Below are 23,273 nucleotides of genomic sequence, written 5' to 3' on the forward strand. Positions count from 1 at the left end.
CCGCTAAATCCACCGCGGCAAAACCGGCGGCCAAGCCTGCTGCTAGAACTGCTGCGGCCAAACCCGCTGCGGCGAAAGCGACGGCAGCCAAACCAGCAGCCAAAACTGCTGCCGCGAAACCTGCGACGGCCAAGCCAGCAGCCAAACCTGCAGCGGCTAAAACCGCTGCTGCAAAACCAGCGGCCAAATCTGCCGCGGCGAAACCGGTTGCCGCTAAAGCACCTGCCAAGGCCGGCAGCAAAACCCGCCGTGAAAAAGCCGGTCGCCGCTAAGCCAGCAACAGCTGCTGTCGCGGCCAAGCCTGCGACTCCAGCGCCAGCAGCATCGCCGGCACCGACTGCGAGCACGCCTGCAGCGTCGCCTGTAACAACGCCAGCAGCCTCTGCGAGCAGCATCACCCCAACCAGCGCTTCCTAAGCCCCGGTTACCGCGACGCGCAGTTCATTCAGCGCGTCGCGGTTCAGGGTGGTGGCTTGTACCGCCACTCCTTCCAGCCAGGCTGGCAAATCCTTTGCCTCCTCTTCTGGCCAGTCTCGTGCCGTCGTCTCCAGTCGCAACAACAACTGTCGCTCCGCTTCGAGCTCAAGCGCCTTGACCTGTTCGCGCAGAATAGTCAGTTGCACATCCTCAAGGGCCGCCGAGCGCCATTGCTGGCGCAGTTGCCGCAGGGGTTGCACGACATCGTCATGCCAGGGGCCGGCCAGTAACTGCAGCTGCTGCAGACGTTGGGCATTGCAGACCACGCCACGCTGGCCAAGCCAGACCGCGCACAACAGCAGGCAGACATTGGCGCCCGCACTCTGCAGTTCCAGGCAGGCCCGTTCGACGCCGGGTCGGGCGTAGGTCGTCAGGGTAGAGCTCCACAGGTCAGAGGACATATTCCTTCTCGCGCCAGTTGCGAGCGAAGCTGGTAGACTCCGCCGCCATTATGATCCGACTTCAAAGCCTAACATTACAGCGTGGCCCGCAACGTCTGCTAGAAGACGCCGAGCTGACCCTGCACGCCGGTCACAAAGCCGGCCTGATCGGTGCCAACGGCGCCGGTAAATCCAGCCTGTTCGCCTTGCTCCAGGGGGAATTGACCCCTGACTCGGGCGACTGCTTCCTGCCGGCGGACTGGCGTATCGCCCATATGCGCCAGGAGGTCGACACCCTTGAGCGGGTAGCGGTCGACTATGTGCTCGATGGCGACCTGCGCCTGCGCGAGGTGCAGCGTGAGCTGGCCGACGCCGAAGCGGCCCATGACGGTGCCGCTCAGGCGCGCCTGCACGCCGAACTCGATAGCGCCGACGGTTACACCGCCGATGCCCGGGCGCGCAAGCTGCTGGCAGGTCTGGGCTTCACCAACGAGCAGATGGATCGCCAGGTCGGTGATTTCTCCGGTGGCTGGCGAATGCGTCTGAACCTGGCGCAGGCACTGATGTGTCCGTCAGATCTGTTGTTGCTCGATGAGCCGACCAACCACTTGGACCTCGACGCCATTCTGTGGCTCGAAGACTGGCTCAAGAATTACCCTGGCACGTTGCTGCTGATCTCCCACGACCGGGACTTCCTCGACGCCGTGGTCGACCATGTGGCCCACGTCGATCAGCGCAAGATCACGCTCTATCGTGGTGGTTACAGCGCTTTCGAACGTGCTCGCGCCGAACGTCTGGCCCAGCAGCAGCAAGCCTACGAGAAGCAGCAGGCGCAGCGTGCGCATATGGAAAGCTACATCGCGCGTTTCAAGGCCCAGGCCACCAAGGCCCGTCAGGCCCAGAGCCGGATCAAGGCCCTGGAGCGCATGGAAGAGTTGTCGGCCGCCCACGTCGACTCGCCCTTCGATTTCGTGTTTCGCGAGTCGGCGAAAATCTCCAGCCCGTTGCTCGATCTCTCCGACGCCCGTTTGGGTTACGGCGAGAAGACCGTGCTGGAAAAGGTCAAGCTGCAACTGGCTCCGGGTGCCCGGATCGGCCTGCTCGGTCCGAACGGCGCAGGCAAGTCGACGCTGATCAAGAACCTTTCTGGTGAGCTGGAGCCGTTGGCCGGTCGCCTGGTGCGCGGCGAAAACCTGGTGGTTGGCTACTTTGCCCAGCATCAGTTGGACTCCCTCGACTCCAAGGCCAGCCCGCTCCTGCATATGCAGCGTCTGGCGCCGACCGAGCGGGAGCAGACCCTGCGCGACTTCCTCGGGGGTTTCGACTTCCGCGGAGCGCGCATCGATGAGCCGGTGTTGAATTTTTCCGGTGGCGAGAAGGCCCGTCTGGCGCTGGCGTTGATCGCCTGGGGCCGGCCGAACCTGCTGCTGCTCGACGAACCGACCAACCACCTCGACCTGGAGATGCGCCTGGCGCTGACCATGGCCTTGCAGGAATTCACCGGTGCAGTGCTGGTGGTTTCCCACGATCGGCACTTGCTGAAAAGCACCACCGATGAATTCTTGCTGGTTGCCGATGGCAAGGTCGAGGAGTTCGACGGCGACCTGGAAGACTACGCCCGCTGGCTGGTTGACTATCGACTGCGCAACGCGCCGGTTAACAACACGCCGGTCAATCCCGACAAAACCGACAAGAAAGCCCAGCGCCAGGCTGCCGCTGCATTGCGTCAGCAGCTGGCGCCGCATAAGCGTGAAGCCGACAAGCTCGAAACCGAGCTGGGCAAGCTCCACGAAAAACTCGCGAAGATCGAAACCAGCCTCGGCGACAGTGCGGTGTACGAAGCGGCCCGCAAGGATGAACTGCGTGATCTGCTGGCCGAACAGGCCCGGCTGAAAGTTCGTGAAGCCGAGTTGGAAGAAACCTGGATGGAAGCCCTGGAGCAACTCGAGAGCCTGCAGTCGGAGCTGGAGGCGCTCTCTTGATGGAAGCGCTGAAGCTGCATTGGTCTGCCGTATGGGTCGAGCCGCTGCTGTTTGTCGGGCAAATTCTGCTGATCCTGCTGGCCGGTTATCTGGCCCAGCGTTTCGTGGCCAGAGGCCTGACCCGCCTGGGCCAGCGCTATCCGTTCCCGCCGCAATTGCTGATGCCGCTGCGCGGAGGCTTGCGCTGGCTGATCATGGGCAGCGCGCTGATCTTTGTGCTGGAGCGCCTGGGTGTCTCGGCGACTGTGCTGTGGACGGCGTTGTCCGGTTTTGTCGCGGTGGCGGCGGTGGCGTTCTTCGCCATGTGGAGTGTGCTGTCCAACCTGCTCTGCGCGATTCTGATTTTCACTGTCGGGCCGTTCCGCCTGGGCGATGTGGTCGAGTTGGTGGACACCACCGACAAGCCCGGCGTCAAAGGCCGGGTGGTGGCGATCAATCTGCTCTACACCACATTGGTCGAATCCGCTGAGGCCGGCAATGGCAGCGCCATGGTGCAAGTGCCGAACAGTCTGTTCTTCCAGCGCTCGGTCCGCCGCTGGCGCGGCAGTGATGTATTTCCGCTGAGCACCAGCGAAAAACTGCCGGGCAGCTGATAACGCTGGTCGGCAGGGCTCAAGTCTTGCAAAAAATCGATAGTCATTCGCCAGAAGGCGCATTAGTTTAGACGTCTGCAACGAGTCTGAGTGAGGTGTGCGATGGTGCTTGAAACATGGCTGGCGTTTTTTGCCGCCTGCTGGGTGATCAGTCTTTCTCCTGGTGCCGGCGCCATTGCGTCGATGTCTTGTGGTTTGCAGTACGGCTTCTGGCGCGGCTATTGGAACGCCCTGGGCCTGCAACTGGGTCTGGCGATGCAGATCGCGATTGTCGCCGCAGGTGTCGGGGCCATTCTCGCGGCTTCGTCCACAGCCTTCTATGCGATCAAGTGGTTCGGCGTGGCCTACCTGGTCTATCTGGCGGTCAAGCAATGGCGCGCGCTGCCCAGCGACCTGAATGACGACGCGGCCATCCGGCAGATCGGCAAGCCGCTGGCGCTGGTGTTTCGCGGGTTCCTGGTGAACGTCAGCAACCCCAAGGCGCTGGTGTTCATGCTCGCGGTATTGCCCCAGTTCATCGACCCCCACGCGCCACTGGTGGCTCAATACCTGATTCTCGGCGTGACCATGATCATCGTCGATCTGATCGTGATGGCGGGCTACACCGGGCTGGCTTCGAAGGTTTTGCGCCTGCTGCGCACACCGAAACAGCAGCGCCGCATGAACCGTACCTTTGCCGGTTTGTTCATTGGTGCGGCCGGGTTGCTGGCGACCATACGCCGCACAGCGGTGTAACGCCTTCACCCACAAAAAAGGCGACCGCTGAGGTCGCCTTTTTTGTTCAAGGGCTTAGCGCAAAATGACGGGCGCCTCGTCCGGTGGCAGGTGGTTGCCCCGTGAGGTTTGCCCCGGTTGCTGGTAATCGCCGCCACCGAGCTGTTCGCCCAATTGGCGCGCCACGTCCTCACCCAGCGATTTCGAGACATCACGAACTACCCGCGGGCGGTTCAGTGAGACCTTCACGTCTTGGCTATTGACCAGTTTGGTGTCCTGACCTTCGCCCATGGCGGTAAACGCCGAGGTGATTTCGAAGGTGCTGGTGTTGATCAGGCTGAAGTCGGCTACCAGACTCAGACCGAGAATCGCCGAATAGCTGTCGGTATTGGCCAGAGACGTGACATCACGGGTGAAGTCGATATCCGACAGGGTGCCGAACAACACGTAGTCGGCGCCCTGGTAGTTACCGGCCTTGATCCGCTCGATCACATCAAACACGTCTTCGCTGGACCTGGCGGTGTGCGGCGTGCCCTGCACCAATTGAAACATCCCGGACTTGAGAATTTCGCCCTTGATGTCGCCGGTGAATTTGCGCAATTCGCCTTGCTCGATATAGCTGCTGGTGGCCTCGATCTCGTTATAGCTCGACGAACCGCTGGCGTTATAAGCGCTTGCCTGAAAGTTGCTCTGGGCCGAAATGATGTGGATGTATTGTTCCACCCGCTCTTGGTAGGCAAGGTCGGTGACCGCGATTTTCGGGGCCGCCTGCACGCCAAGCGCGCAGGCCAGGCCAATGATGCCAATCCATGCACGCATTGCTTATCGCTCCGTGGTTTTGCGGATCTCTTTTTCGTCCATCCACTCGGCCAGACCGCTTTCGACATCGATCAATTGCAGGCTGAACTTGTAGAAGACGTCCTTGTAATCGCTGCTGCGCTTGACGATCGAGCTGATCGAGCCTTCAAGGCGGTATTGGGCGGCGATCATATTGCCGGTCTTGGCCACGGTGCTTTTCTTGTACAGGCCGCTCTGGTTTTGCAGCTTGAGCTGGTCAACCTGGCTCTGCATGGCCGTGTTGTCACTGGCGAAACGGGCGGTGCCGGATTTCATCAGCTGAGTCTTGATGCTGGTGGTGATCTCGCGGGTATCGATGTACTCGCTGGTTTTGTTCTTCACGTCGTAAACCTGCACCACCGGGCGACCCTGCAGGATCCCGGACTGGGCCAGCGAGCGGGTCATGGTTTCGGCGATCATCTGCAGGTCGGTGGAACCGAACTCGTTGGTCACCAGCTCTACAGCCTTGCTGTCGCCGTAGCCGATATTTTTCCCGCCCAGGACCGGCGAGTTGTTGGCGCAACCGCTGGCCAGAAGGGCGACAACGGCGAGGAACGAAAAGCGTGCAAACATGGGAATACTCTCTAAAACTGAACGAAACGGTGAGTGCCTTAAGGCGTTTTGATTTCCAGGCGGAAATCCACGGCTTTGGCCAAAGGCGCGATGGCTGGCAGGAAGCTGGTTTGCGTGCCGTACAGGGTCAGGCTCTTCCAGGTTTCTTCTTCGCCGACCGGGAAACCTTCAGGGCCGAGCCAGGCGAAGCGGTAGTACATAGTCTTGTTGTTGAAGCTGGTGTTGCTGAGCTGGACGTTGACGGTCAGGAAGCCGTTTTCGCGAGCGACGCGCATCGCACCGACCTCGATGTTCTTCAGTTTGCCCATGCTCACGACTTTGCTCGCCGCGCTGCCGGGTTCTGGAGGTGGGGTGGCGCAACCGGCTAACAAGGCCAGCGCGATGACAGCAATGAAGTTGAAGCGCATGAAGAGTCTCTGCTTAAGGTTGTTTGAGGCTGGCCACAGCCTGCGGGTTGGCGCTTGGCGTCAGATTCGCGGCAATGCCGCTGGTGAACACCTGGCTGCCCACCACGCGCAAGGTAATGACTTGATAGGGCTGATCGATCTTGACCTTCACCAGCGCGCCGCCATGGGGGTTGGGCAGGCTGATCTGGTGCTCGCCTTGCTTGAGGCGCAGGCGCACCACCTGGGTGGCGTCAGGCAGGGTGCGCCAGGTGCGGGTATCGGCGCCTTCCATCACCGTTGAAGTAATGCCCACTGCCAGGCCGGCCAACGGGTTGACGTCGTTCAACTGCTTTTGCGCAACGCCGCGGGTCACGGCGCGCACGGTGGTGCGCAAAATGATCCCTGGCATGTCGTCACGCAGGGCGCGGCGGGACATGGCAGTGGTGCTGTTGAGCTGTGTCAGGTTCAATTGCTGACCGTCCACGCCGATCTGGGCGAAGGTCGCCGTCGAGGTGTCTGGCTTGATTACCGGAAACGACAGCGGCGTGATCACCAGATTGCCGCTGATGGGCAGCGGCAGCGGAATGCGGATGGAGTCGCGGGCCGGTGCCAGACCGCTTTGTACGACGATCAGGATGTCGCTTTCTTCACGCTTGCCAGCCGGCTTGTCGAGGTTCAACAGCGCTTGTTCGAGCAGGGGGGTATTGGGACGCAACTCTGCGGCTTTTCGGTAGCCCGGCGCGGCGAGGTCTCTTTCGCCCAGGGCTTCGTAGACGAAGCCGGCCAGGTAGTGGCTGAAAGCACTCTGATAACTGTTCTTCAGACCGACCACTTCCGGTGCGTCGAGGCTGGCCACCGGATAGCCCTGCAGGTCTTTGTACTCGGTCTGGACCCCTTGCTTCTCGGCTTCGTCTTCGCGCTTGAGGTATTCCTTGTCGCGCAGCTCGGCGATCACCGCTTCGCGTTCGTGAGTCTTCCTGATTTCGGTGCGGGCGCCGTCAAAGTCGTTGATGGCAAGCAGATTCAGGGCCATCTGGGTGGTCAGCATGACTTTTTCGTAGTCATAACCTTCGTAGCGACGAACCTTGTCGTTGACCAGGAAGCTGCCGAACTGTGACAGGTATTTGTCGGAGTCGAACTTGACCGAATCTTCCCACGCCCCCACAACCTGATCCGCGCTTCTCCATGCGGTCTGGCTACCCGGCAAATCACCTTTGGCGCGCAGCAGTTCACCTTTCTCGAAATAATAGAGCAGGTCTTTGTCCTGGCTGCGGTTGTTCTTTTCCAGCAGGGTCAGCGCGGCATCGACGTTGCCGGTGCTCAACTGTTGGTTGGTTTGCTGGAGCTCGGAGTCGTAGTTGCGGAACGCCGAACAACCGGCGAGCAAAGTGACTGCGCTGAGCGCGAGCGAGGTAAGGGCGCGGGATGCCATATGGAGTACTTCTTCCCTGAACGTAAGCAGCCATGTGTGCTGGTCGGGCCAAGTGGACCAATCGGCAGAGGAGGTGACTTTCCTGCCAATTCCTCATTAAAAGAGGAGCTTAAATACCCATTTGGAATAACTGGGGCGCGGCATTGTAGGCTTCGAAGATGGCAAAGTAATGGCTTTTTGGTGTTACTTAGCCGAGGCGTGCCACTATTTGAGCTGATCATTTTAAGAGTCTGAGCGCGCATTTCCCGGACCAGTGGATTCTTTATGGGCACTGTGAATCGTCGCAAAGCCGCTAAATAAGTGTTCTGGAGCTGTTTTCAGCGGTCAGTTCACAGGCCTGAGTGGATGAGAAGGCTTGAGCGAAACGCATTCGAAGTGAACAATGTGTTACTTCTTGTTTCCAATTGAGATTCGTTCATGAGTGCCTCGTCCCGTTTCCTGGCCTGGTTAGTGTTGCCGGTGTTGGTGTTATGCAGTTTCAATCTGCTGGCCGACACCGTGGAAGGCGCGCCCCAAGCGCTGCATTTGCTCGACTACATTGGCGCGGATTACCCGGCCACGGTCGAGGCGGGCAAGGTTGTCGATTCCTCCGAGTACCGTGAACAGCTGGAGTTTCTCGGTGTTTTGCAGGGGTTGATCGGCGGTTTGCCGGCCAAGCCTGAGCGGGCCGAACTGGAGCAAGGTGTCAGCAGCCTGCGCGCCGCCATCATTGCTCGCCAAGACGGAGCGACCGTCGCCCGCCAGGCGCGGCAGTTGGGAGCGAAGCTGGCGGTGGCCTATGAGGTCAGCCAGGCGCCAATCATCACCCCGGACCCGACTCGCGGTGCGCCGCTCTACGCTCAGCATTGTTCGGTCTGCCACGGTGACAGCGGCGCTGGCGACGGCCCGGCAGGCGTTGGTCTGACGCCGCCGCCGGCCAACCTGCGTGAAGCCTCACGCCTGGATCGCTTGAGCCTCTACGCGCTCTACAACACCCTTGGGCTGGGTGTTGAAGGCACGGACATGCCGTCTTTTGCCGATCAACTGGACGACCGTCAGCGCTGGGATCTGGCGACCTACATTGCGAGTTTTAGCGCCGCCGCGATTACGGCGAACAACCAGAAGAGCTTCAACCTTGCCGATCTGGCCCGGCAAACCCCGGGCGAAGTGCTGGCCGCCGAAGGCCCTGAAGCCGCGGCGATCTTCCGTGCTCAACGGGCTCAGCCACCACAGGTCAAGCGCGGCCCGGCTCAGTTGCTCGACTACACGGCGTCGACCCTGGACAAAAGCCTGGCAGCCTATCGCGCCGGCGATCACGAACAGGCTTATGACCTGTCGGTAGCGGCCTATCTGGAAGGCTTCGAGCTGGTCGAAAGCTCCCTGGATAACGTCGACGCCAACGTACGCAAGGACACCGAAAAATCCCTGATGGCTTTCCGTCAGTCGTTACAGGACGGTTTGCCGGTGCCCCAGGTCGAGCAGCGTCTGGACGCCGCGAAAGCCAAGTTGAAGCAATCTGCAGGTCTGTTGGGCAGCGATGGTTTGAGCTGGTCGCTGAGCTATGTTTCCGGTTTGCTGATCCTGTTGCGCGAAGGTCTGGAAGCGATTCTGGTCCTGGCGGCGATCCTGGCGTTCCTGCGTAACACCGGCCAGCAATCGGCAGTGCGCAGCGTCAACGTCGGCTGGGGTCTGGCGCTGGTGGCCGGTCTGGCGACCTGGGCGCTGGCGGCCTACGTGATCGATGTCAGCGGTGCCCAGCGTGAATTGCTGGAAGGTTGCACGGCGTTGTTCGCCAGCGTCATGGTGCTGTGGCTCGGTGTATGGATGCACGACCGCCGTCATGCGGCGGCCTGGCAGAATTACATCAAGAGCAGTCTGGTCAGTGGCGGCGGGCGTTTCGGCTTTGCGATCCTGGCGTTCTTCTCGGTTTACCGCGAGTTGTTCGAAGTAATCCTGTTCTACGAGACCCTTTGGCTGCAGTCGGGCCCTGCGGGACATAACGCCGTATTGGCCGGAGGTGCGACTGCGCTGGTGCTGTTGATCGGCCTGGCCTGGGTGATTTTGCGCGGCTCGGCGAAATTGCCCCTGGCGCTGTTCTTCGGGATCAACGCCGCACTGTTGTGTGCGCTGTCGGTGGTATTTGCCGGGCATGGGGTCAAAGCCTTGCAGGAAGCCGGGATCTTCGGCACCCGGCCGGTGGCGTTCTTTGACTTTGACTGGCTGGGGATCCACGCTGATGCCTATTCGCTGAGTGCTCAGGCCGTGGCGATTCTGGCGATCATCGTTCTTTACAGCCGTAGTCGCATGGCGGAGAAGCGGCGGGTGCGGGCTTCTTGATCTGATTGAAGCCGAAAGATTTCTGAGGGCAACAAAATATGCGTGTATGGATCGATGCCGATGCCTGCCCCAAGGCGGCGAAGGAGCAGGTGATCAAGTTTGCCTTGAAGCGTCAGTTCGAAGTGCTGCTGGTGGCGGGGCAGAGCCAGATCAAACCGGGCTATGCCTGCGTAAAGCTGATCGTGGTGCCCAGTGGCCCGGATGCGGCCGACGACTATCTGGTTGAACACGCGTTGCCCGGCGAACTGGTGATTTGCAGTGATGTGCCACTGGCCGATCGATTGATCAAGAAGGGCGTCGCCGCCCTCGATCCGCGCGGTAAGGAATTCGATCCACAGAACATGGGTGATCGGCTGGCGGTGCGCAACCTGTTCACCGACCTGCGCGATCAGGGCCAGATGGGCGGCGGCCCGCCGCCCCATGGCGAACGCGAGAAGCAGGCGTTCGCCAATTCTCTGGACCGGATCCTTACCCGGTTGATGCGCCAGACTTGAGCCTGACGCGGACCCGTGGCGAGGCGGCTTTTGTGGCGAGGGGGCTTGCCCCCGCTGGGCTGCGCGGCAGCCCCAAAATCAGCCAGCGCATTTTTTTAGAAAGAACCCATAGGCCGTTTTACGACTGCTTCGCAGCCGAGCGGGGGCAAGCCCCCTCGCCACAGCAAGCCTGTCACTACATAGTCGCGCTGTTCAAAAATCGCTTTCGTGAGTCAGCTCCAGCACCCGGTCAACCAGTTTGTTAATCCCTGACGCCGCTTCGCTGATGGATTGCGCCAGCATGTAGGCCGGAGTGCTGACCAGTTTGCGTGCCTTGTCTTCGATGATGTCGCTCACGGCGCACTCCGCATGGGTGGCGCCCATTTTGGTCATGGCTGCGGCGGTCTCGGCATCGTTGCCGATGGTGCAGGTCACGCCGGGGCCATAGATCTTGGCGGCCAAGGCTGGCGAAATGCAGATCAGCCCGACCGGTTTGCCGGCTTCGGCAAAGGCTTCCGTCAGGGCCAGTACTTCTGGCTGGATGCTGCAGCCGGCGCCTTCGACGGCGAAGTTGGAGAGGTTTTTTGCCGAGCCGAAACCGCCGGGCACGATCAGCGCGTCGAAGTCGGCGGCGTCGGCTTCGCGAATATCCTTTACCTCACCACGGGCAATGCGCGCCGATTCGATCAGCACGTTGCGCGATTCAGGCATTTCTTCGCCTGTGAGATGGTTGATCACCTGCAATTGCGCAATATTGGGTGCAAAGCACTGCACTTGGGCACCGCGCTGGTCCAGGCGCAACAGGGTGATCACGCTTTCGTGAATCTCGGCGCCGTCATAGACGCCACAGCCGGAAAGTATCACTGCAACTTTTTTGCTCATGGTTTTTTCTCCAGGTTCATGGCGTTAAATGTCCACTAATTTGTCAATCGTTGCCATAGGGTTATTTCGCGACTAAACCTAATCTGCGGGTAAAGATTCTGATCAGGTCGCGTCATGAACTTCATCCTTTATGCAGTGCCGTTTTTCTTTGTGCTGATAGCCGTCGAGCTGTTGGCCGATCGCTGGCGGGGTGTGAGTAATTATCGCGTGGCGGATGCGATCAACAGCCTCAGCACTGGCGTGTTGTCGACCACCACCGGGCTGTTGACCAAAGGCGTCGGGCTGATCACCTACGCCTTCGCCTTGCAGCATCTGGCGCTGTTCGAGCTGTCGGCCGAGAGCGTCTGGGTCTGGGTGTTTGCCTTTGTCTTTTATGACTTCTGCTACTACTGGCTGCATCGCCTGGGGCATGAGCGCAACATCCTCTGGGCGGCGCACTCGGTGCATCACCAGAGCGAGGACTACAACCTGTCCACTGCGTTGCGCCAGACCAGTACCGGATTCCTGTTGAGCTGGATCTTCTACCTGCCCATGGCGGTATTCGGTGTGCCGTTGCTGGTGTTCATCAGCGTCGCGGCACTGAACCTGCTCTATCAATTCTGGGTGCATACCCGGCACATACCCAAGCTCGGCTGGTTAGAATGGTTCTTCGTCACGCCGTCCAATCATCGGGTCCACCATGCACAGAACGCTCTCTACATGGATCGCAACTACGGCGGGGTGTTCATTATTTGGGACCGATTGTTCGGTTCATTCCAGGAAGAGGACGACAATGAGCCGGTGATTTTCGGCGTGACCACGCCGCTGGCGAGCTGGAACCCGCTGTGGGCCAACGTGCAGTTTTACGCGCAGTTGCTGAGCGATGCGCGGCATGCCGAAAGTGCGTGGGACAAACTGCGGATCTGGTTCATGCGTACCGGCTGGCGACCGGCGGACGTGGCGGCGAGGTACCCACTGAACAAGCCGGACTTGAGCCAGTTCCGCAAGTTCGAGGTGCCATTGGACGGGCGACAGCAGTGGTACGTCGCACTGCAGTTCAGCGTCTATATCGCACTTGGCAGCTACCTGATGAACCTGGCTGACAGTTTACCAACGGCCGCACTGGTCTTGGGGTGGAGCGCCTGGCGTTCGGTCTGTTTGTGCTGGGCGTGGCCCTGGAGAATCGCCCGTGGGCGTTGAAACTGGAGTGGGTGCGCCTGGCACTGAACGTGCCGCTGGTATGGCTGGCGCCGCTGCTGGGACTATGGCCGGCCAGCGCGGTGGGCTGGATCGGCCTGCTCAGTTACAGCCTGCTCAGTGGTATCGGTCTCTACTGTTGCAGAACCCGACTCACTCGACTGGTGTCGTAGGTTTTCTGGATTTGAGGTATTCGGCCTGTTCGGCCTGCTCCGCTTCGTAGATCTTTTTCGCCAGGCGGGCATTCTTCAAGCGCCGGCGCAGCCACAGGGCGAAACCCACCACCAGCAGTGCGCCCAGCACCCATAGCTCGTACTTCTTGACGCTGCCGAGCATCCCTTCGAGCACCGCGCCAAAATGGTAAGCGGCGGCGGCCAGGGCGGTGGCCCAGATCGCGGCGCCAATCCCGTTGAGCAGCAGATAACGCCCCGGTGGATAACCGGACAGGCCGATCGCCACCGGCATTACCGTGCGCAAGCCATAGACGAAGCGAAAGCTCAGTACCCAGATATCCGGGTGCCTGCGGATATGCTCCAGCGCCCGATCGCCCATCAGTTGCCAACGCGGTTTACGCGCCAGCAATTTGCGGCCGTGCTTGCGCCCCAGGAAGTACCACAGCTGATCGCCGGCATAGCTGCCGAGAAAGGCCACGACCACCACCAGGTTGATATCCATGTATCCGCGGAACGCGAGGAAGCCTGCGAGCACCAGAATGGTTTCGCCTTCGAAAAACGTGCCGAGAAAAAGGGCGAAGTAGCCGAAATCCTGAAGAAGTTGTTGGAGCATTGTCTGGATGCTGGCGAAATGAACGCGCAGCCTACCCCTTCAGGCACATTCAGGAAAGTATCCAAATGTGTCTCGACGTGAACAATTCCTACACGGACAATGACTGCGACTAGCGGTCACAGGGGTAAGCACGACTGTAATGACTTAGTCATAATGGCCGCTTATAACTGTCACACTCGCCCGCCAGTGCGGGCTCAGGAGTCTGCCGTGAGCTTTACCCCCGCCAACCGTTTGTTCCCTGCAACCCGCCTGCGGCGCAACCGTCGTGATGATTTCTCGCGTCGTCTGGTGCGTGAAAACGTCCTGACTGTCGACGACCTGATTCTCCCGGTTTTTGTGCTGGAGGGTGAAAACCGTCGCGAGGCCGTGGCTTCGATGCCGGGCGTTGAGCGTCTGACCATCGACCTGTTGCTCGAAGAAGCGGCGAAGTGGGTCGAGCTGGGGATTCCTGCGCTGGCACTGTTCCCGGTAACCCCGCCTGAACTGAAATCCCTCGACGCCGCCGAAGCCTGGAACCCGGACGGCATTGCCCAGCGTGCGACCCGTGCGCTGCGCGATCGCTTCCCTGAACTGGGGGTAATCACCGACGTGGCGCTGGACCCGTTCACCACCCACGGCCAGGACGGTATCCTCGACGAAGAAGGCTATGTGCAGAACGACATCACTGTCGACGCGCTGGTCAAGCAAGCGCTGTCCCATGCCGCTGCCGGTGCTCAGGTGGTGGCGCCGTCGGATATGATGGACGGCCGGATCCAGGCGATCCGCGAAGCCCTCGAACTGGCCGATCACGTCAACGTGCGGATCATGGCTTATTCGGCGAAGTACGCCAGCGCCTATTACGGCCCGTTTCGCGACGCCGTCGGTTCTGCGCTGAATCTGGGCACGGCTAACAAGGCTTCCTATCAAATGGACCCGGCCAACAGCAACGAAGCGCTGCATGAAGTGGCCGCCGACTTGTCAGAAGGCGCGGATATGGTCATGGTCAAGCCTGGCATGCCGTACCTCGACATCCTTTATCGGGTCAAAGAAGAATTTAAAGTGCCGACCTTTGTCTATCAGGTCAGCGGTGAATACGCCATGCACATGGCGGCAATCCAGAATGGCTGGCTGAGCGAAGGGGTTATTCTTGAATCCCTGACCGCTTTCAAACGTGCAGGTGCTGATGGCATCCTGACCTACTTTGCCGTTCGTGCTGCTCAATTGTTACGAGAGCAAAAATAGCCCTCCCAGGAACACGCAATGAATACCGAAGGACTTCTTGAAGTTGCAGTAACTGACGCTCAACCGGTGGTCGAGCAAGTCGTCGAAACCCCGCCGGAGCCGGAAATCCCGCCACTGGCCGTGGCCGTGGTCGAGCCGCAGCCCGCGGCCCCGACGATTGTGCTTCCAAGCCTGGATGACAGTAGCCTGTACATTCATCGCGAGCTGTCGCAACTGCAGTTCAACATCCGCGTGCTGGAACAGGCGCTGGATGAGTCCTACCCGTTGCTGGAACGGCTGAAGTTTCTGCTGATTTTCTCCAGCAACCTGGACGAGTTCTTCGAAATTCGCGTCGCCGGTCTGAAGAAGCAGATCACCTTCGCCCGTGAACAGGCCGGTGCCGATGGCCTGCAACCGCATCAGGCACTGGCGCGCATCAGCGAACTGGTACACGGTCACGTCGACCGCCAGTACGCGATCCTCAACGACATTCTGTTACCGGAGCTGGAGAAGCATCAGGTCCGCTTCATTCGTCGGCGCCACTGGACTACCAAACTCAAGACCTGGGTGCGCCGTTATTTCCGCGACGAGATCGCGCCGATCATCACGCCGATCGGTCTGGACCCGACGCACCCGTTCCCGTTGCTGGTGAACAAGAGCCTGAACTTCATCGTCGAGCTCGAAGGCATCGACGCCTTCGGTCGCGATTCCGGTCTGGCGATCATCCCGGCGCCGCGCTTGCTGCCGCGGGTCATCAAGGTTCCGGAAGAAGTCTGCGGTGCCGGCGACAACTACGTGTTCCTCTCGTCGATGATCCATGCCCACGCCGATGACCTGTTCCAGGGCATGAAGGTCAAGGGTTGTTACCAGTTCCGGCTGACCCGAAACGCCGATTTGTCGGTCGATACCGAAGATGTCGAAGACCTGGCGCGCGCCCTGCGTGGCGAGCTGTTCTCCCGTCGCTACGGTGACGCGGTGCGTCTGGAAGTGGCTGATACTTGCCCGAAACACCTGTCCGACTACCTGCTCAAGCAGTTCAACCTGCATGAAACGGAGTTGTATCAGGTCAACGGCCCGGTCAACCTGACACGCCTGTTCAGCATCACCAGCCTGGACAGCCATCCAGAGCTGCAATACACGCCATTCACCCCACAGATTCCCAAGCTGTTGCAGAACAGCGAGAACATTTTCAGTGTGATCAGCAAGCAGGACATCCTGCTGCTGCACCCGTTCGAGTCCTTTACGCCGGTGGTCGACCTGCTGCGTCAGGCGGCCAAGGATCCCCATGTGTTGGCGGTCCGTCAGACCCTGTATCGCAGCGGCGCGAACTCGGAAATCGTCGATGCGCTGGTCGATGCGGCGCGAAACGGCAAAGAGGTCACCGCGGTGATCGAATTGCGCGCGCGTTTCGACGAAGAGTCCAACCTGCAGCTGGCCAGTCGTCTGCAAGCGGCCGGCGCCGTGGTGATCTATGGCGTGGTCGGCTTCAAGACTCACGCCAAGATGATGCTGATTCTGCGTCGCGAAGCCGGGGAGATCGTCCGTTATGCTCACTTGGGTACCGGCAACTACCACGCCGCCAACGCCCGTCTGTACACCGACTACAGCCTGCTGACTTCCGATGACGCATTGTGTGAAGACGTCGGCAAGTTGTTCAGCCAGTTGATCGGCATGGGCAAGATCTTGCGCATGAAGAAGCTGCTGCACGCGCCGTTCACCCTGAAGAAGGGCATGCTCGACATGATTGCCCGGGAAACCCAGTTCGCCCTCGACGGCAAACCGGCGCACATCATCGCCAAGTTCAACTCGCTGACCGACCCGAAAATCATCCGCGCGCTGTACAAGGCCAGTCAGTCCGGGGTGCGTATCGATCTGGTGATACGTGGCATGTGCTGCCTGCGACCGGGTATCGCCGGGGTCTCGCACAACATCCATGTGCGCTCGATCATCGGTCGCTTCCTGGAGCACACGCGGGTGTTCTACTTCCTCAACGGTGGCGAAGAGCAGATGTTCCTGTCCAGCGCCGACTGGATGGAGCGCAACCTCGACAAGCGCGTCGAGACTTGCTTCCCGGTCGAGGGCAAGAAGTTGATTCTGCGGGTCAAGAAAGAGCTGGAGCTTTATCTCACCGATAACACCCACAGCTGGAGCCTGCAGGCGGACGGCCGTTACATACGCAATTCGCCGACCGGCAACCAGAACCCGCGCAGTGCCCAGGCGACGCTGCTGGAACGTTTGGGCAGTCCGATTCTGAGCGTACGCTGAGGCGGGACGCCGTTTCCCGGGCAACCCTTCTCGAGGGCTGTCCGGGAAACACATCTTTTAAATGCTAACGGGTCCCGTGTAGGAGCTGCCGAAGGCTGCGATCTTTTGATCTTTTCAACAGACAACTCGGTGTCTGTATGGACGCCAGGATCAAAAGATCGCAGCCTGCGGCAGCTCCTACGAGGTGTTTTGCAGCGGTTTCGGTTAGCGAACGTTCAGCACGAAGCCGACTCGGGTCAGCCACTCCGTTTCCAGCGCAAAGTCGGCCTGTGTCAGCTGGTTCTTGTCCAGCCAGTTTTCCGGGAACAGCACATCCAGACTGCCGCCAGCGGCTTGCAGCGTCACCTGCGGCATCTCTTGGGTACCGCGGATGTGATGGAACAGAATTGCAAAGCGCAGTAGTACGCACAGGCGAATCAGCTTGATGCCTTCATCGCCGAACTCGGCGAACCTGTCCTTGGGAATATTGCGTCGGTGTCCACGCACCAGTAGTGCCAGCATCAGCTGGTCTTCACGGGAGAAGCCGGCCAGGTCGGAGTGCTCGATCAGGTAGGCGCCGTGCTTGTGGTATTGATAGTGGGCGATGTCCAGCCCGACTTCATGGACCTTGGCCGCCCAGCCCAACAGTTCGCGCCAGACGCCGTCATCCAGATCCCAATCGGTCGCCACCTGATCGAAGGCATGCAGCGCCTTGCGCTCGACCCGTGCCGCTTGCTCCAGATCAACGTGATAACGCTCCATCAACGAGCTGAGAGTGCGTTCTCGGACGTCTTCGTGGTGATGACGGCCTAGCAGGTCATACAGCACGCCTTCGCGCAGAGCGCCTTCACAGTGGTCCATGCGTTGCAGTTCGAGGGCGTCGAAGATCGCTTCGAGGATCGCCAGGCCGGCCGGGAAGATGGCCCGGCGGTCGGGCTTGATGCCTTCGAAGTCGATTTTTTCGGCGTCACCCAGCTTGAACAGCTTTCGTTTTAGCCAGGCCAGGCCTTCGGCGTTGACCTCGCCAGCACCGTGACCGCCGGCTTTCAACGCCAGGCCTATGGCGCGGATGGTCCCCGAGGAGCCGATGGCTTCATCCCAGGTCAGGCGATGCAAAGCGTATTCGATGCTCATGATCTCCAGCCGCGCCGCGGTGTACGCCTGGGCGTAGCGGGCCGGGGTGATCTTGCCGTCACGGAAATAGCGCTGGGTATAACTGACGCAACCCATTTGCAGGCTTTCGCGCAGCAGCGGTTCAAAGCGCTGGCCGATGATGAATTCGGTACTGCCGCCGCCGATGTCGGTCACCAGGCGCTTGCCCGGGGTATCGGCTAGGGTGTGGGAAACGCCGAGGTAGATCAGTCGGGCTTCTTCACGGCCGGAGATGACTTCTACCGGGTGGCCGAGGATTTCTTCGGCGCGGCGGATGAATTCGCCACGGTTACGTGCCTCGCGCAGAGCGTTGGTGCCGACGATACGGACCGCGCCCGGGGGCATGCCGTTGATCAGTTGGGCGAAACGTTTCAGGCAATCGAGCCCGCGCTGCATGGATTCTTCGCTGAGCTGGCGCTCTTCGTCGATCCCTGCGGCCAGCTGAACTTTCTCGCCGAGCCGTTCCAGAATACGGATTTCACCGTTCTGGGCCTTGGCCACGACCATGTGGAAGCTGTTGGAGCCCAGGTCAATGGCGGCGATCAGGGACAGATTCTTGGCTTGGGATTGCGGCATGGTTAAGGGGTCTCGGTCGATAACCTTGTCATCCTGCCACGATCAAACGCTGACGCCAACGCGCAGGAGCTGCCGAAGGCTGCGATCTTTTGATCTGGATCCTGTTCGGGGCATATATTTATTATCCCTGTGGCAACTGCAGCCCCCTGTGGTGAGGGAGCTTGCTCCCGCTCGGCTGCGCAGCAGTCGGCCGAGCTGTTTCTGGAGAGTCAGAAGTTACCGTTCATCCGGCCCGAGCGAGCCATGGAAACCTGGCAGGAACACCGCAAGATCCTCCGGGCCTTGGCGCGCCGGGCGTCCGGCGCTGCGCAGAAGTCCATGCAAGGTCATGTGCGTAACGCTGCCCTGCGCACCGGGATTGCCATCGTGACTCCCGCAGCGTCCTGAGTTGAGCTATACACAAACTCGTGCGCCACCATAGTGAGAGTCAATCACCTGCGGCTTCCTGAACGGGGGAAGGGCAGCTATGATGGGCAACGTTTTTTATTGCTTACTACCCCGGAGACATCCATGAGCAGCGATCTTATCAAGCACGTCACCGACGCTACCTTCGAGGCAGAAGTACTTCAGGCCGCTGGCCCTGTGCTCGTTGACTACTGGGCTGAATGGTGCGGCCCTTGCAAAATGATCGCCCCGGTTCTGGACGAAATCGCTGGCACCTACGCTGGCAAACTGACCGTCGCGAAGCTGAACATCGACGAAAACCAGGAAACCCCGGCCAAGCATGGCGTGCGTGGTATCCCGACCCTGATGCTGTTCAAGAACGGCAACGTCGAAGCCACCAAAGTCGGTGCGCTGTCGAAGTCGCAATTGGCTGCCTTCCTCGACGCCAACATCTAAGCGTCGTTGTTATGGCGTCATGAAAAAGCCCCGCAAATTGCGGGGCTTTTTCATGAGAGAGGGCTAGACGCTCTGAAACTCAGGTGGTACATTCGGCCCCGCACTGGTTTCTCCTTTGCCCCCTGCAAGCCGTCGCCGACGCTCTCCTTTTCGATTAGTACGCGATCCTGTCGCCTTCTCTGCGGCGCGGCCTCATTAAGCCAAAAGCTTAATTTCCCCCCTCCATAAATGATTACGTCATTCCTATATGAATCTGACTGAACTCAAGCAAAAGCCGATTACCGAACTGCTCGAATTGGCCGAACAAATGGGCATAGAAAATATGGCCCGTTCGCGCAAGCAGGACGTGATTTTCTCCCTGCTCAAAAAGCACGCTAAAAGCGGTGAGGAAATCTCCGGTGATGGCGTGCTGGAGATTCTCCAGGACGGCTTCGGCTTCCTCCGCTCTGCTGACGCTTCCTATCTTGCCGGTCCAGACGATATCTATGTCTCGCCGAGCCAGATCCGTCGCTTCAACTTGCGCACCGGTGACACCATCGTTGGCAAGATCCGCCCTCCAAAGGAAGGCGAGCGTTATTTCGCCCTGCTGAAGGTCGACACGATCAACTACGATCGTCCCGAGAACGCGAAAAACAAGATTCTCTTCGAGAACCTGACCCCGCTGTTCCCGACCGTGCGGATGAAGATGGAAGCCGGCAACGGTTCCACCGAAGACATCACCGGCCGTGTGATCGACCTGTGTGCACCGATCGGTAAAGGCCAGCGCGGTCTGATCGTTGCTCCGCCGAAAGCCGGTAAAACGATCATGCTGCAAAACATCGCAGCGAACATCGCCCGTAACAACCCGGAAGTTCATCTGATCGTGCTGTTGATCGACGAGCGTCCGGAAGAAGTAACCGAAATGCAGCGTACCGTGCGCGGCGAAGTGGTTGCCTCGACGTTCGATGAGCCGCCAACCCGCCACGTGCAGGTTGCCGAAATGGTGATCGAGAAGGCCAAGCGCCTGGTCGAACACAAGAAAGACGTGGTGATCCTGCTCGACTCCATCACCCGTCTGGCTCGCGCCTACAACACCGTGATCCCGAGCTCCGGCAAGGTCCTCACCGGTGGTGTCGATGCGCACGCCCTGGAGAAACCGAAACGTTTCTTCGGTGCCGCGCGAAACATCGAAGAAGGCGGCTCGCTGACCATCATCGCTACCGCGCTGGTTGAAACCGGCTCGAAGATGGACGAAGTGATCTACGAAGAATTCAAAGGCACGGGCAACATGGAACTGCCTCTGGATCGCAAGATCGCTGAAAAACGCGTGTTCCCGGCGATCAACATCAACCGCTCCGGTACCCGCCGTGAAGAGTTGCTGACCGCTGACGACGAGTTGCAGCGCATGTGGATCCTGCGCAAGCTGCTGCACCCGATGGACGAAGTCTCGGCCATCGAGTTCCTGGTCGACAAGCTCAAGCAGACCAAGACCAACGATGAGTTCTTCCTGTCGATGAAGCGTAAGTAAATCGCAGAAAGTCAGCAAAAGCCGGGGAAACCCGGCTTTTTGCTGTCTGATTATTCATGATCCGGGCAGGTCACTATTCTGAACCGGTGGGTTCGGCGCTAAACTCATGCCCCCGAACGCCACGGCCAAAACGAGGCTCATGCATGCAGTATCGCGACTTGCGCGACTTTATCAGCGGTCTGGAACAGCGCGGCGAACTCAAGCGCATCCAGGTTCCGGTGTCCCCAGTGCTGGAAATGACCGAGGTCTGCGATCGCACCTTGCGCGCCAAAGGTCCGGCCCTGCTGTTCGAAAAGCCGACGGGTTATGACATTCCGGTGCTCGGCAACCTGTTCGGTACGCCCCATCGCGTTGCCTTGGGCATGGGCGCCGAGGCGGTCAGCGAGCTGCGGGAAATCGGCAAGCTGCTGGCTTTCCTGAAAGAGCCGGAGCCGCCGAAAGGCTTGAAGGATGCCTGGTCGAAGCTGCCGATCTTTCGCAAGATCATCGCCATGGCGCCGAAGGTCGTCAAAGACGCGGTCTGCCAGGAAGTGGTCATCGAAGGTGATGACGTCGATCTGGCCATGTTGCCGGTGCAGACCTGCTGGCCTGGCGATGTCGGCCCGCTGATCACCTGGGGCCTGACCGTCACCAAAGGCCCGAACAAGGACCGGCAGAACCTCGGCATCTATCGCCAGCAGGTTATCGGGCGCAACAAAGTCATCATGCGCTGGTTGAGCCATCGTGGCGGCGCGCTGGACTACCGTGAATGGTGCGAGAAGCACCCGGGCCAGCCATTCCCGGTTGCCGTGGCGCTGGGTGCGGATCCTGCGACCATCCTCGGAGCGGTCACGCCGGTGCCGGACAGCCTTTCCGAGTACGCCTTCGCCGGCTTGCTGCGCGGCAACCGTACCGAGCTGGTGAAATGCCGTGGCAACGACCTGCAAGTCCCGGCAACCGCCGAGATCATCCTTGAAGGCGTGATCCATCCGGGCGAGATGGCCGACGAAGGTCCGTATGGCGACCACACCGGCTACTACAACGAAGTCGACAGCTTCCCGGTGTTCACCGTCGAGCGCATCACCCATCGAATCAAACCGATCTACCACAGCACCTACACGGGTCGTCCACCGGATGAACCGGCGATTCTTGGCGTGGCGCTGAACGAAGTGTTTGTGCCGATCCTGCAGAAGCAGTTTCCCGAGATCACCGACTTCTACCTGCCGCCGGAAGGTTGCTCGTACCGCATGGCCATCGTCACCATGAAGAAGCAGTATCCCGGTCATGCGAAGCGGGTAATGCTCGGTGTCTGGTCGTTTTTGCGACAGTTCATGTATACCAAGTTCGTTATCGTCACTGATGACGATATCAACGCCCGCGACTGGAACGACGTGATCTGGGCCATCACCACGCGCATGGACCCCAAGCGCGACACGGTGATGATCGACAACACGCCGATCGACTACCTCGACTTCGCTTCGCCGGTTTCCGGCCTGGGATCGAAGATGGGGCTCGATGCCACGCATAAATGGCCTGGTGAAACCACCCGCGAGTGGGGCCGGGTTATCGTCAAGGATGAAGCGGTCACCCGCCGGGTCGATGCCATCTGGAATCAGTTAGGAATAGATTGATGCGTGTAACCTTGCAGCCGTCCGGAGCAGTGCTTGAGATATTGCCCGGTGAGCGGATTCTCGATGCGGCACGGCGCCTGGGCTATGAATGCCCGCAGAGCTGCCGCAATGGCAATTGCCATGTGTGCGGCGCGCTGCTGGTGGAAGGGCGAGTCGAACAGGCTGGTGATGTTCGTGACCACGGCGAGTTCTACACTTGCATAGCAGAGCCGCTGGAAGACTGCATCGTGCTGTGGGATGGCGTGCTTGCGCTGGGAGAATTGCCGGTGCGTAGTTTTGCGTGTCAGGTCACTCAATGCATTGAAGTCGGCGGTGATACCTGGCGGGTACGACTACGGGCGCCAGCCGGCAAGTCGCCGCGCTATCACGCCGGCCAGTACCTGATGATCGAGCGTGAGAATGGCGAAAAATCCGCTTTCTCGCTGGCCTCCGCACCGCATTCCGGACGGGATCTGGAAATCCATGTGCTGGCGCGCGAAAGCAGTGCGCTGAGCCTGATCGAGCAGTTGCAGCGCAACGCCATGGTGCGGATCGAGATGCCATTGGGCGATACGCACCTGGCTGAACTGCCGGACGGCCCATTGGTGCTGATCGCCGCGGGCACCGGGATGGGACAGATCCACAGCCTGATCGAACATTGCCGCTCCAAGGGCTTCAAACACCCGGTGCATCTGTACTGGGGCGTGCGGCGGCCGGAAGATTTCTATGAAATCGAGCACTGGGATGAGTGGGAAAAGTTGCCCAATCTGTTCCTGCACAAAGTCGTCAGCGATCTGTGCGGCTGGGAAGGGCGCTGTGGCATGTTGCATGAGGCGGTCTGCGAGGACATCGCGGACCTGAAGGCGGTGCATGTGTATGCCAGTGGCTCGCCGGCCATGGTCTATGGCACCCTGGACGCCTTGGTCAACGCGGGAATGGATGCTCATCAGATGCGGGCAGATGTCTTTGCATACGCGCCGCGATCTTGATCCGCGATCTTGATCCGCGATCTTGATCGCGATCTTGATCCTGTTCAGTGGTCAGTCTCCATATAACCCCCTATATAGCCTAACGGTATTTATCCAGTCGAATAAATGCCGTTAGGGTATATGCAAAAGTCCGCGACAGTTATTGGCACTCAACTTGCGTTGAAACTTA

20 protein-coding genes and 2 pseudogenes are annotated in these 23,273 nt (G+C 59.8%); 14 read left to right on the forward strand and 8 right to left on the reverse strand.

Features of this window, described 5'->3' with window-relative positions; translation table 11 throughout:
• Positions 1–272, forward strand: a 272-nt coding sequence (locus F8N85_RS35140) for a hypothetical protein (RefSeq protein WP_224795739.1), incomplete at its 5' end; no start/stop codon positions are given.
• A 141-nt stretch (positions 273–413) separates the two neighbouring features.
• On the opposite strand, the gene F8N85_RS24565 is transcribed toward F8N85_RS35140, so the two are convergent.
• The gene (locus tag F8N85_RS24565) at positions 414–878 is read right to left on the reverse strand and encodes a TIGR02444 family protein (protein ID WP_150806107.1); all 465 of its coding nucleotides are present in this window, start codon (positions 876–878) and stop codon (positions 414–416) included.
• Positions 879–928: 50 nt separating this feature from the next.
• Between F8N85_RS24565 and F8N85_RS24570 the strand changes: the two genes are divergently transcribed.
• The 3 genes from F8N85_RS24570 to F8N85_RS24580 all read left to right on the forward strand — a co-directional run bounded on the left by F8N85_RS24570 (position 929) and on the right by F8N85_RS24580 (position 4,167).
• Positions 929–2,839 (forward strand): ATP-binding cassette domain-containing protein, encoded by a 1,911-nt coding sequence (locus F8N85_RS24570; RefSeq protein WP_150806108.1) that lies wholly within the window; start codon positions 929–931, stop codon positions 2,837–2,839.
• A complete protein-coding gene (locus F8N85_RS24575; RefSeq protein ID WP_150806109.1) occupies positions 2,839–3,432 on the forward strand; it encodes a mechanosensitive ion channel family protein in 594 nt (197 codons plus the stop codon). Before F8N85_RS24570 ends, F8N85_RS24575 begins: the two co-directional genes overlap by 1 nt.
• A 102-nt stretch (positions 3,433–3,534) precedes the next feature.
• Positions 3,535–4,167: a LysE family transporter gene (locus tag F8N85_RS24580; protein WP_150806110.1), complete on the forward strand. Its 633-nt coding sequence runs from the start codon at positions 3,535–3,537 to the stop codon at positions 4,165–4,167.
• Positions 4,168–4,221: 54 nt separating this feature from the next.
• Here the strand turns inward: F8N85_RS24580 and F8N85_RS24585 are convergent, their stop codons facing one another.
• The 4 genes from F8N85_RS24585 to F8N85_RS24600 are packed head-to-tail and all read right to left on the reverse strand — an operon-like array spanning position 4,222 to position 7,374.
• A complete protein-coding gene (locus F8N85_RS24585) occupies positions 4,222–4,965 on the reverse strand; it encodes a penicillin-binding protein activator LpoB (RefSeq protein ID WP_150806111.1) in 744 nt (247 codons plus the stop codon).
• A 3-nt stretch (positions 4,966–4,968) separates the two neighbouring features.
• Positions 4,969–5,556: a penicillin-binding protein activator LpoB gene (lpoB, locus tag F8N85_RS24590; protein ID WP_150806112.1), complete on the reverse strand. Its 588-nt coding sequence runs from the start codon at positions 5,554–5,556 to the stop codon at positions 4,969–4,971.
• Between the two features lie 38 nt (positions 5,557–5,594).
• The gene (locus F8N85_RS24595; protein ID WP_150806113.1) at positions 5,595–5,963 is read right to left on the reverse strand and encodes a YcfL family protein; all 369 of its coding nucleotides are present in this window, start codon (positions 5,961–5,963) and stop codon (positions 5,595–5,597) included.
• A gap of 13 nt (positions 5,964–5,976) precedes the next feature.
• Entirely contained in the window at positions 5,977–7,374 is a 1,398-nt protein-coding gene (locus tag F8N85_RS24600; RefSeq protein ID WP_150806114.1) for a COG3014 family protein, read from the reverse strand.
• Between the two features lie 417 nt (positions 7,375–7,791).
• Between F8N85_RS24600 and F8N85_RS24605 the strand changes: the two genes are divergently transcribed.
• Entirely contained in the window at positions 7,792–9,690 is a 1,899-nt protein-coding gene (locus tag F8N85_RS24605) for a cytochrome c/FTR1 family iron permease (RefSeq protein ID WP_150806115.1), read from the forward strand.
• A gap of 38 nt (positions 9,691–9,728) precedes the next feature.
• Positions 9,729–10,184, forward strand: a complete 456-nt coding sequence (locus tag F8N85_RS24610; RefSeq protein WP_150806116.1) for a YaiI/YqxD family protein — start codon at positions 9,729–9,731, stop codon at positions 10,182–10,184.
• Between the two features lie 192 nt (positions 10,185–10,376).
• Here F8N85_RS24610 and elbB read toward each other — a convergent pair whose 3' ends face one another.
• Complete coding sequence (gene elbB / locus F8N85_RS24615) at positions 10,377–11,045, reverse strand: isoprenoid biosynthesis glyoxalase ElbB (protein WP_150806117.1); 669 nt, start codon at positions 11,043–11,045, stop codon at positions 10,377–10,379.
• A gap of 114 nt (positions 11,046–11,159) precedes the next feature.
• Between elbB and F8N85_RS24620 the strand changes: the two are divergent.
• Positions 11,160–12,394 (forward strand): annotated as a pseudogene (locus F8N85_RS24620) (sterol desaturase family protein).
• On the opposite strand, the gene F8N85_RS24625 reads toward F8N85_RS24620, so the two are convergent.
• Complete coding sequence (locus tag F8N85_RS24625; RefSeq protein ID WP_150806118.1) at positions 12,375–13,007, reverse strand: DedA family protein; 633 nt, start codon at positions 13,005–13,007, stop codon at positions 12,375–12,377. The pseudogene F8N85_RS24620 and the gene F8N85_RS24625 sit on opposite strands and share 20 nt — an antisense overlap.
• A 207-nt stretch (positions 13,008–13,214) precedes the next feature.
• Between F8N85_RS24625 and hemB the strand changes: the two genes are divergently transcribed.
• The gene (hemB, locus tag F8N85_RS24630; RefSeq protein ID WP_150806119.1) at positions 13,215–14,228 is read left to right on the forward strand and encodes a porphobilinogen synthase; all 1,014 of its coding nucleotides are present in this window, start codon (positions 13,215–13,217) and stop codon (positions 14,226–14,228) included.
• Positions 14,229–14,246: 18 nt separating this feature from the next.
• Positions 14,247–16,472 carry a polyphosphate kinase 1 gene (gene ppk1 / locus F8N85_RS24635; RefSeq protein ID WP_150806120.1) on the forward strand — a complete coding sequence of 742 codons (2,226 nt, stop codon included), beginning with the start codon at positions 14,247–14,249 and terminating at the stop codon, positions 16,470–16,472.
• Between the two features lie 204 nt (positions 16,473–16,676).
• Here the strand turns inward: ppk1 and ppx are convergent, their stop codons facing one another.
• Positions 16,677–18,179 carry an exopolyphosphatase gene (gene ppx / locus F8N85_RS24640; RefSeq protein ID WP_150806121.1) on the reverse strand — a complete coding sequence of 501 codons (1,503 nt, stop codon included), beginning with the start codon at positions 18,177–18,179 and terminating at the stop codon, positions 16,677–16,679.
• Positions 18,180–18,350: 171 nt separating this feature from the next.
• Here ppx and F8N85_RS24645 point away from each other — a divergent pair.
• From F8N85_RS24645 to F8N85_RS24665, 5 genes and pseudogenes are all read left to right on the forward strand, one after another.
• A pseudogene (locus tag F8N85_RS24645) lies at positions 18,351–18,566 on the forward strand (FCD domain-containing protein); the annotation flags it as partial.
• Positions 18,567–18,689: 123 nt separating this feature from the next.
• On the forward strand, positions 18,690–19,019 hold the full coding sequence (gene trxA, locus F8N85_RS24650; RefSeq protein ID WP_064680366.1) for a thioredoxin TrxA: 330 nt from the start codon (positions 18,690–18,692) through the stop codon (positions 19,017–19,019).
• A 247-nt stretch (positions 19,020–19,266) separates the two neighbouring features.
• Positions 19,267–20,526: a transcription termination factor Rho gene (gene rho / locus F8N85_RS24655; RefSeq protein WP_150806122.1), complete on the forward strand. Its 1,260-nt coding sequence runs from the start codon at positions 19,267–19,269 to the stop codon at positions 20,524–20,526.
• 143 nt (positions 20,527–20,669) lie between these two features.
• Positions 20,670–22,136, forward strand: a complete 1,467-nt coding sequence (gene ubiD, locus F8N85_RS24660; protein ID WP_150806123.1) for a 4-hydroxy-3-polyprenylbenzoate decarboxylase — start codon at positions 20,670–20,672, stop codon at positions 22,134–22,136.
• Entirely contained in the window at positions 22,136–23,104 is a 969-nt protein-coding gene (locus tag F8N85_RS24665) for a CDP-6-deoxy-delta-3,4-glucoseen reductase (RefSeq protein WP_150806124.1), read from the forward strand. Before ubiD ends, F8N85_RS24665 begins: the two co-directional genes overlap by 1 nt.
• The last annotated feature ends 169 nt before the right edge of the window (positions 23,105–23,273 follow it).

Source organism: Pseudomonas fluorescens, assembly GCF_902497875.1.
GTDB lineage: Bacteria > Pseudomonadota > Gammaproteobacteria > Pseudomonadales > Pseudomonadaceae > Aquipseudomonas > Aquipseudomonas fluorescens_BR.

Bases quoted from the DNA above. Each gene is read 5' to 3' on its own strand.
- F8N85_RS24565 (WP_150806107.1), bottom strand. From the start codon at position 878: ATGTCCTCTGACCTGTGGAGCTCTACCCTGACGACCTACGCCCGACCC.
- F8N85_RS24570 (WP_150806108.1), top strand. From the start codon at position 929: ATGATCCGACTTCAAAGCCTAACATTACAGCGTGGCCCGCAACGTCTG.
- F8N85_RS24575 (WP_150806109.1), top strand. From the start codon at position 2,839: ATGGAAGCGCTGAAGCTGCATTGGTCTGCCGTATGGGTCGAGCCGCTG.
- F8N85_RS24580 (WP_150806110.1), top strand. From the start codon at position 3,535: ATGGTGCTTGAAACATGGCTGGCGTTTTTTGCCGCCTGCTGGGTGATC.
- F8N85_RS24585 (WP_150806111.1), bottom strand. From the start codon at position 4,965: ATGCGTGCATGGATTGGCATCATTGGCCTGGCCTGCGCGCTTGGCGTG.
- lpoB (WP_150806112.1), bottom strand. From the start codon at position 5,556: ATGTTTGCACGCTTTTCGTTCCTCGCCGTTGTCGCCCTTCTGGCCAGC.
- F8N85_RS24595 (WP_150806113.1), bottom strand. From the start codon at position 5,963: ATGCGCTTCAACTTCATTGCTGTCATCGCGCTGGCCTTGTTAGCCGGT.
- F8N85_RS24600 (WP_150806114.1), bottom strand. From the start codon at position 7,374: ATGGCATCCCGCGCCCTTACCTCGCTCGCGCTCAGCGCAGTCACTTTG.
- F8N85_RS24605 (WP_150806115.1), top strand. From the start codon at position 7,792: ATGAGTGCCTCGTCCCGTTTCCTGGCCTGGTTAGTGTTGCCGGTGTTG.
- F8N85_RS24610 (WP_150806116.1), top strand. From the start codon at position 9,729: ATGCGTGTATGGATCGATGCCGATGCCTGCCCCAAGGCGGCGAAGGAG.
- elbB (WP_150806117.1), bottom strand. From the start codon at position 11,045: ATGAGCAAAAAAGTTGCAGTGATACTTTCCGGCTGTGGCGTCTATGAC.
- F8N85_RS24625 (WP_150806118.1), bottom strand. From the start codon at position 13,007: ATGCTCCAACAACTTCTTCAGGATTTCGGCTACTTCGCCCTTTTTCTC.
- ppk1 (WP_150806120.1), top strand. From the start codon at position 14,247: ATGAATACCGAAGGACTTCTTGAAGTTGCAGTAACTGACGCTCAACCG.
- ppx (WP_150806121.1), bottom strand. From the start codon at position 18,179: ATGCCGCAATCCCAAGCCAAGAATCTGTCCCTGATCGCCGCCATTGAC.
- trxA (WP_064680366.1), top strand. From the start codon at position 18,690: ATGAGCAGCGATCTTATCAAGCACGTCACCGACGCTACCTTCGAGGCA.
- rho (WP_150806122.1), top strand. From the start codon at position 19,267: ATGAATCTGACTGAACTCAAGCAAAAGCCGATTACCGAACTGCTCGAA.
- ubiD (WP_150806123.1), top strand. From the start codon at position 20,670: ATGCAGTATCGCGACTTGCGCGACTTTATCAGCGGTCTGGAACAGCGC.
- F8N85_RS24665 (WP_150806124.1), top strand. From the start codon at position 22,136: ATGCGTGTAACCTTGCAGCCGTCCGGAGCAGTGCTTGAGATATTGCCC.